This window comes from Pseudomonas sp. CCC3.1 (assembly GCF_034347405.1).
In the GTDB taxonomy this organism is placed as follows: Bacteria; Pseudomonadota; Gammaproteobacteria; order Pseudomonadales; family Pseudomonadaceae; genus Aquipseudomonas.
The window spans coordinates 4,522,529-4,530,000 of record NZ_CP133778.1 but is presented as its reverse complement, the minus strand read 5'-3'; the positions used below and the strand labels follow the sequence as shown (position 1 = coordinate 4,530,000).

General features: G+C 50.9%; 2 tRNA genes and 4 rRNA genes (1 of these 6 cut by a window edge). All 6 read left to right on the top strand.

Going from position 1 to position 7,472, the window contains the following annotated elements:
* Nucleotides 1-1,731 (top strand): 23S ribosomal RNA (locus RHM56_RS19865); it begins 1,161 nt to the left of the window's first position.
* A gap of 152 nt (nucleotides 1,732-1,883) precedes the next feature.
* Nucleotides 1,884-1,999 (top strand): 5S ribosomal RNA (rrf, locus tag RHM56_RS19860).
* 481 nt (nucleotides 2,000-2,480) lie between these two features.
* A 16S ribosomal RNA gene (locus tag RHM56_RS19855) occupies nucleotides 2,481-4,017 on the top strand.
* 122 nt (nucleotides 4,018-4,139) lie between these two features.
* Nucleotides 4,140-4,216: transfer RNA gene (locus RHM56_RS19850), tRNA-Ile, on the top strand.
* Between the two features lie 30 nt (nucleotides 4,217-4,246).
* Nucleotides 4,247-4,322, top strand: a tRNA-Ala gene (locus tag RHM56_RS19845).
* 236 nt (nucleotides 4,323-4,558) lie between these two features.
* Nucleotides 4,559-7,450: ribosomal RNA gene (locus tag RHM56_RS19840) — 23S ribosomal RNA — on the top strand.
* Together the 16S, 23S and 5S rRNA genes with 2 tRNA genes alongside form the textbook arrangement of a ribosomal RNA operon.
* Nucleotides 7,451-7,472: the final 22 nt, after the last annotated feature.

Sequence of the window (7,472 nt, the reverse complement as noted above, 5' to 3'; positions counted from 1 at the left end):
CTTAGGTGATGCGGTAGAGGAGCGTTCTGTAAGCCTGTGAAGGTGAGTTGAGAAGCTTGCTGGAGGTATCAGAAGTGCGAATGCTGACATGAGTAACGATAATGGGTGTGAAAAACACCCACGCCGAAAGACCAAGGTTTCCTGCGCAACGTTAATCGACGCAGGGTTAGTCGGTCCCTAAGGCGAGGCTGAAAAGCGTAGTCGATGGAAAACAGGTTAATATTCCTGTACTTCTGGTTATTGCGATGGAGGGACGGAGAAGGCTAGGCCAGCTTGGCGTTGGTTGTCCAAGTTTAAGGTGGTAGGCTGGAATCTTAGGTAAATCCGGGATTCTAAGGCCGAGAGCTGATGACGAGTGTTCTTTTAGAACACGAAGTGGTTGATGCCATGCTTCCAAGAAAAGCTTCTAAGCTTCAGGTAACCAGGAACCGTACCCCAAACCGACACAGGTGGTTGGGTAGAGAATACCAAGGCGCTTGAGAGAACTCGGGTGAAGGAACTAGGCAAAATGGCACCGTAACTTCGGGAGAAGGTGCGCCGGTGAGGGTGAAGCATTTACTGCGTAAGCCCACGCCGGTCGAAGATACCAGGCCGCTGCGACTGTTTATTAAAAACACAGCACTCTGCAAACACGAAAGTGGACGTATAGGGTGTGACGCCTGCCCGGTGCCGGAAGGTTAATTGATGGGGTTAGCTAACGCGAAGCTCTTGATCGAAGCCCCGGTAAACGGCGGCCGTAACTATAACGGTCCTAAGGTAGCGAAATTCCTTGTCGGGTAAGTTCCGACCTGCACGAATGGCGTAACGATGGCGGCGCTGTCTCCACCCGAGACTCAGTGAAATTGAAATCGCTGTGAAGATGCAGTGTATCCGCGGCTAGACGGAAAGACCCCGTGAACCTTTACTATAGCTTTGCACTGGACTTTGAATTTGCTTGTGTAGGATAGGTGGGAGGCTTTGAAGCGTGGACGCCAGTCTGCGTGGAGCCAACCTTGAAATACCACCCTGGCAACTTTGAGGTTCTAACTCAGGTCCGTTATCCGGATCGAGGACAGTGTATGGTGGGTAGTTTGACTGGGGCGGTCTCCTCCTAAAGAGTAACGGAGGAGTACGAAGGTGCGCTCAGACCGGTCGGAAATCGGTCGTAGAGTATAAAGGCAAAAGCGCGCTTGACTGCGAGACAGACACGTCGAGCAGGTACGAAAGTAGGTCTTAGTGATCCGGTGGTTCTGTATGGAAGGGCCATCGCTCAACGGATAAAAGGTACTCCGGGGATAACAGGCTGATACCGCCCAAGAGTTCATATCGACGGCGGTGTTTGGCACCTCGATGTCGGCTCATCACATCCTGGGGCTGAAGCCGGTCCCAAGGGTATGGCTGTTCGCCATTTAAAGTGGTACGCGAGCTGGGTTTAGAACGTCGTGAGACAGTTCGGTCCCTATCTGCCGTGGACGTTTGAGATTTGAGAGGGGCTGCTCCTAGTACGAGAGGACCGGAGTGGACGAACCTCTGGTGTTCCGGTTGTCACGCCAGTGGCATTGCCGGGTAGCTATGTTCGGGAAAGATAACCGCTGAAAGCATCTAAGCGGGAAACTTGCCTCAAGATGAGATCTCACTGGAACCTTGAGTTCCCTAAAGGGCCGTCGAAGACTACGACGTTGATAGGTTGGGTGTGTAAGCGCTGTGAGGCGTTGAGCTAACCAATACTAATTGCCCGTGAGGCTTGACCATATAACACCCAAGCAATTTGAGTCGAAGAGACCAGATTGCGGTGTGTGAAGACGATACAAACCGAAAGTTTGCAGCTCACAAAGCACCGATTCTATTACATACCCATTCGCTGGAGCGTTGACCGTAAGGTAAACGAGCTGGCTACCGAATTTCTTGACGACCATAGAGCATTGGAACCACCTGATCCCATCCCGAACTCAGTAGTGAAACGATGCATCGCCGATGGTAGTGTGGGGTTTCCCCATGTGAGAGTAGGTCATCGTCAAGATTAAATTCCAAAATCCCTGTCTGCTCACGCAGACAGGGATTTTGTTTTTGTATAAGTACAAGCTTTGTAAAAAGCATGTACTGCTGAGTAGGTCATTTACCTGGTTGGCAAATCGATTGAAAGTAGCAGGAAATGAGGTGTTGACAGCAGCGTGTAACGCTGTAGAATTCGCCTCCCGCTAACGAGAGATCGAAAGCGCAAGTGGTTGAAGTTGTTAAAGATTTCCAAGCGAAACTTTGAAAACTTCTTAAATAACCGCTTGACAGCAACAGAGGCTGCTGTAGAATGCGCGCCTCGGTTGAGCGAAAGCTTAACCAACCGCTCTTTAACAACTGAATCAAGCAATTCGTGTGGGTGCTTGTGGAGTCAGACTGATAGTCAAAAAGATTATCAGCATCACAAGTTACTCCGCGAGAAATCAAAGATGTAACCAACGATTGCTGAGCCAAGTTTAGGGTTTTCTCAAAACCCAAAGATGTTTGAACTGAAGAGTTTGATCATGGCTCAGATTGAACGCTGGCGGCAGGCCTAACACATGCAAGTCGAGCGGTAGAGAGGTGCTTGCACCTCTTGAGAGCGGCGGACGGGTGAGTAATACCTAGGAATCTGCCTGATAGTGGGGGATAACGTTCGGAAACGGACGCTAATACCGCATACGTCCTACGGGAGAAAGCAGGGGACCTTCGGGCCTTGCGCTATCAGATGAGCCTAGGTCGGATTAGCTAGTTGGTGAGGTAATGGCTCACCAAGGCTACGATCCGTAACTGGTCTGAGAGGATGATCAGTCACACTGGAACTGAGACACGGTCCAGACTCCTACGGGAGGCAGCAGTGGGGAATATTGGACAATGGGCGAAAGCCTGATCCAGCCATGCCGCGTGTGTGAAGAAGGTCTTCGGATTGTAAAGCACTTTAAGTTGGGAGGAAGGGCATTAACCTAATACGTTAGTGCTTTGACGTTACCGACAGAATAAGCACCGGCTAACTCTGTGCCAGCAGCCGCGGTAATACAGAGGGTGCAAGCGTTAATCGGAATTACTGGGCGTAAAGCGCGCGTAGGTGGTTTGTTAAGTTGAATGTGAAATCCCCGGGCTCAACCTGGGAACTGCATCCAAAACTGGCAAGCTAGAGTATGGTAGAGGGTGGTGGAATTTCCTGTGTAGCGGTGAAATGCGTAGATATAGGAAGGAACACCAGTGGCGAAGGCGACCACCTGGACTGATACTGACACTGAGGTGCGAAAGCGTGGGGAGCAAACAGGATTAGATACCCTGGTAGTCCACGCCGTAAACGATGTCAACTAGCCGTTGGGAGTCTTGAACTCTTAGTGGCGCAGCTAACGCATTAAGTTGACCGCCTGGGGAGTACGGCCGCAAGGTTAAAACTCAAATGAATTGACGGGGGCCCGCACAAGCGGTGGAGCATGTGGTTTAATTCGAAGCAACGCGAAGAACCTTACCAGGCCTTGACATCCAATGAACTTTCTAGAGATAGATTGGTGCCTTCGGGAACATTGAGACAGGTGCTGCATGGCTGTCGTCAGCTCGTGTCGTGAGATGTTGGGTTAAGTCCCGTAACGAGCGCAACCCTTGTCCTTAGTTACCAGCACGTAATGGTGGGCACTCTAAGGAGACTGCCGGTGACAAACCGGAGGAAGGTGGGGATGACGTCAAGTCATCATGGCCCTTACGGCCTGGGCTACACACGTGCTACAATGGTCGGTACAAAGGGTTGCCAAGCCGCGAGGTGGAGCTAATCCCATAAAACCGATCGTAGTCCGGATCGCAGTCTGCAACTCGACTGCGTGAAGTCGGAATCGCTAGTAATCGTGAATCAGAATGTCACGGTGAATACGTTCCCGGGCCTTGTACACACCGCCCGTCACACCATGGGAGTGGGTTGCACCAGAAGTAGCTAGTCTAACCTTCGGGAGGACGGTTACCACGGTGTGATTCATGACTGGGGTGAAGTCGTAACAAGGTAGCCGTAGGGGAACCTGCGGCTGGATCACCTCCTTAATCGACGACATCAGCTGCTCCATAAGTTCCCACACGAATTGCTTGATTCATTGAAGAAGACGATAGAAGCAACTTTAAGCTCCACGCTGATAGCACACGCTAACGGTTGCAAGCTCGAAATTGGGTCTGTAGCTCAGTTGGTTAGAGCGCACCCCTGATAAGGGTGAGGTCGGCAGTTCGAATCTGCCCAGACCCACCAATTTTGTGTGGAAAATGCCTGTAGAAATATGGGGCCATAGCTCAGCTGGGAGAGCGCCTGCCTTGCACGCAGGAGGTCAACGGTTCGATCCCGTTTGGCTCCACCATAAACTTGCTTCTGCATCGTAAAGCTTAGAAATGAGCATTCCATCAATGTGATGGTGAATGTTGATTTCTGATCTTTTGATTAGATCGTTCTTTAAAAATTTGGGTATGTGATAGAAAGATAGACTGAATAACATTTTCACTGGTGTTTATTCAGGCTAAGGTAAAATTTGTGAGTAATTGCAAGTTTTCGGCGAATGTCGTCTTCATAGTATAACCAGATTGCTTGGGGTTATATGGTCAAGTGAAGAAGCGCATACGGTGGATGCCTTGGCAGTCAGAGGCGATGAAAGACGTGGTAGCCTGCGAAAAGCTTCGGGGAGTCGGCAAACAGACTTTGATCCGGAGATGTCTGAATGGGGGAACCCACCTAACATAAGTTAGGTATCTTAAGCTGAATACATAGGCTTAAGAAGCGAACCAGGGGAACTGAAACATCTAAGTACCCTGAGGAAAAGAAATCAACCGAGATTCCCTTAGTAGTGGCGAGCGAACGGGGACCAGCCCTTAAGCTGTATTGATGTTAGCGGAACGCTCTGGAAAGTGCGGCCATAGTGGGTGATAGCCCTGTACGCGAAAACATCTTTGCAGTGAAATCGAGTAGGACGGAGCACGAGAAACTTTGTCTGAATATGGGGGGACCATCCTCCAAGGCTAAATACTACTGACTGACCGATAGTGAACTAGTACCGTGAGGGAAAGGCGAAAAGAACCCCGGAGAGGGGAGTGAAATAGATCCTGAAACCGTATGCGTACAAGCAGTGGGAGCTCACTTTGTTGGGTGACTGCGTACCTTTTGTATAATGGGTCAGCGACTTATTTTCAGTGGCAAGCTTAACCGAATAGGGGAGGCGTAGCGAAAGCGAGTCTTAATAGGGCGTCTAGTCGCTGGGAATAGACCCGAAACCGGGCGATCTATCCATGGGCAGGTTGAAGGTTGGGTAACACTAACTGGAGGACCGAACCGACTACCGTTGAAAAGTTAGCGGATGACCTGTGGATCGGAGTGAAAGGCTAATCAAGCTCGGAGATAGCTGGTTCTCCTCGAAAGCTATTTAGGTAGCGCCTCATGTATCACTGTAGGGGGTAGAGCACTGTTTCGGCTAGGGGGTCATCCCGACTTACCAAACCGATGCAAACTCCGAATACCTACAAGTGCCGAGCATGGGAGACACACGGCGGGTGCTAACGTCCGTCGTGAAAAGGGAAACAACCCAGACCGTCAGCTAAGGTCCCAAAGTTATGGTTAAGTGGGAAACGATGTGGGAAGGCTTAGACAGCTAGGAGGTTGGCTTAGAAGCAGCCACCCTTTAAAGAAAGCGTAATAGCTCACTAGTCGAGTCGGCCTGCGCGGAAGATTTAACGGGGCTCAAACCATACACCGAAGCTACGGGTATCACTTAGGTGATGCGGTAGAGGAGCGTTCTGTAAGCCTGTGAAGGTGAGTTGAGAAGCTTGCTGGAGGTATCAGAAGTGCGAATGCTGACATGAGTAACGATAATGGGTGTGAAAAACACCCACGCCGAAAGACCAAGGTTTCCTGCGCAACGTTAATCGACGCAGGGTTAGTCGGTCCCTAAGGCGAGGCTGAAAAGCGTAGTCGATGGAAAACAGGTTAATATTCCTGTACTTCTGGTTATTGCGATGGAGGGACGGAGAAGGCTAGGCCAGCTTGGCGTTGGTTGTCCAAGTTTAAGGTGGTAGGCTGGAATCTTAGGTAAATCCGGGATTCTAAGGCCGAGAGCTGATGACGAGTGTTCTTTTAGAACACGAAGTGGTTGATGCCATGCTTCCAAGAAAAGCTTCTAAGCTTCAGGTAACCAGGAACCGTACCCCAAACCGACACAGGTGGTTGGGTAGAGAATACCAAGGCGCTTGAGAGAACTCGGGTGAAGGAACTAGGCAAAATGGCACCGTAACTTCGGGAGAAGGTGCGCCGGTGAGGGTGAAGCATTTACTGCGTAAGCCCACGCCGGTCGAAGATACCAGGCCGCTGCGACTGTTTATTAAAAACACAGCACTCTGCAAACACGAAAGTGGACGTATAGGGTGTGACGCCTGCCCGGTGCCGGAAGGTTAATTGATGGGGTTAGCTAACGCGAAGCTCTTGATCGAAGCCCCGGTAAACGGCGGCCGTAACTATAACGGTCCTAAGGTAGCGAAATTCCTTGTCGGGTAAGTTCCGACCTGCACGAATGGCGTAACGATGGCGGCGCTGTCTCCACCCGAGACTCAGTGAAATTGAAATCGCTGTGAAGATGCAGTGTATCCGCGGCTAGACGGAAAGACCCCGTGAACCTTTACTATAGCTTTGCACTGGACTTTGAATTTGCTTGTGTAGGATAGGTGGGAGGCTTTGAAGCGTGGACGCCAGTCTGCGTGGAGCCAACCTTGAAATACCACCCTGGCAACTTTGAGGTTCTAACTCAGGTCCGTTATCCGGATCGAGGACAGTGTATGGTGGGTAGTTTGACTGGGGCGGTCTCCTCCTAAAGAGTAACGGAGGAGTACGAAGGTGCGCTCAGACCGGTCGGAAATCGGTCGTAGAGTATAAAGGCAAAAGCGCGCTTGACTGCGAGACAGACACGTCGAGCAGGTACGAAAGTAGGTCTTAGTGATCCGGTGGTTCTGTATGGAAGGGCCATCGCTCAACGGATAAAAGGTACTCCGGGGATAACAGGCTGATACCGCCCAAGAGTTCATATCGACGGCGGTGTTTGGCACCTCGATGTCGGCTCATCACATCCTGGGGCTGAAGCCGGTCCCAAGGGTATGGCTGTTCGCCATTTAAAGTGGTACGCGAGCTGGGTTTAGAACGTCGTGAGACAGTTCGGTCCCTATCTGCCGTGGACGTTTGAGATTTGAGAGGGGCTGCTCCTAGTACGAGAGGACCGGAGTGGACGAACCTCTGGTGTTCCGGTTGTCACGCCAGTGGCATTGCCGGGTAGCTATGTTCGGGAAAGATAACCGCTGAAAGCATCTAAGCGGGAAACTTGCCTCAAGATGAGATCTCACTGGAACCTTGAGTTCCCTAAAGGGCCGTCGAAGACTACGACGTTGATAGGTTGGGTGTGTAAGCGCTGTGAGGCGTTGAGCTAACCAATACTAATTGCCCGTGAGGCTTGACCATATAACACCCAAGCAATTTGAGT